At 45.2% G+C, this 270-nt stretch carries 1 protein-coding gene; it reads left to right on the top strand.

All coding sequences use genetic code 11. The features are described from left to right. Window positions 1-141 precede the first annotated feature (141 nt). A partial coding sequence (locus B4920_RS29145; protein WP_139379684.1) for a LysR family transcriptional regulator occupies window positions 142-270 on the top strand: 129 nt, incomplete at its 3' end.

The following is a 270-nucleotide window of genomic DNA, read 5'->3' as shown; positions in this document are numbered from 1 at the left end:
ACTTATTGGCAAAATAGCATAGGATTAACCTTGGAAGCTATTGCGCTATGGTCGTAGAAATGAATAATTCTACGTTTAAAACACAATGAGTTAGTGCCTTATACCTGTGAGCGGCACTCACGCTAAACGATGGGATTGAACATGGCTGATGATGTTGGCGCTGAGCTGCAGTTAATTTATCTGTTTGTGCATTTGGTGAATGCGGGCAGTTTTTCTCAAGCCGCGAAAGTGCTCGATATGCCTATCGCCACCGTGAGCCGTAAGCTGGCC

The sequence above is a fragment of the Zoogloea sp. LCSB751 genome (assembly GCF_002028455.1).
GTDB lineage: Bacteria > Pseudomonadota > Gammaproteobacteria > Burkholderiales > Rhodocyclaceae > Zoogloea.
This window is presented reverse-complemented; position numbering and strand designations above follow the sequence as displayed.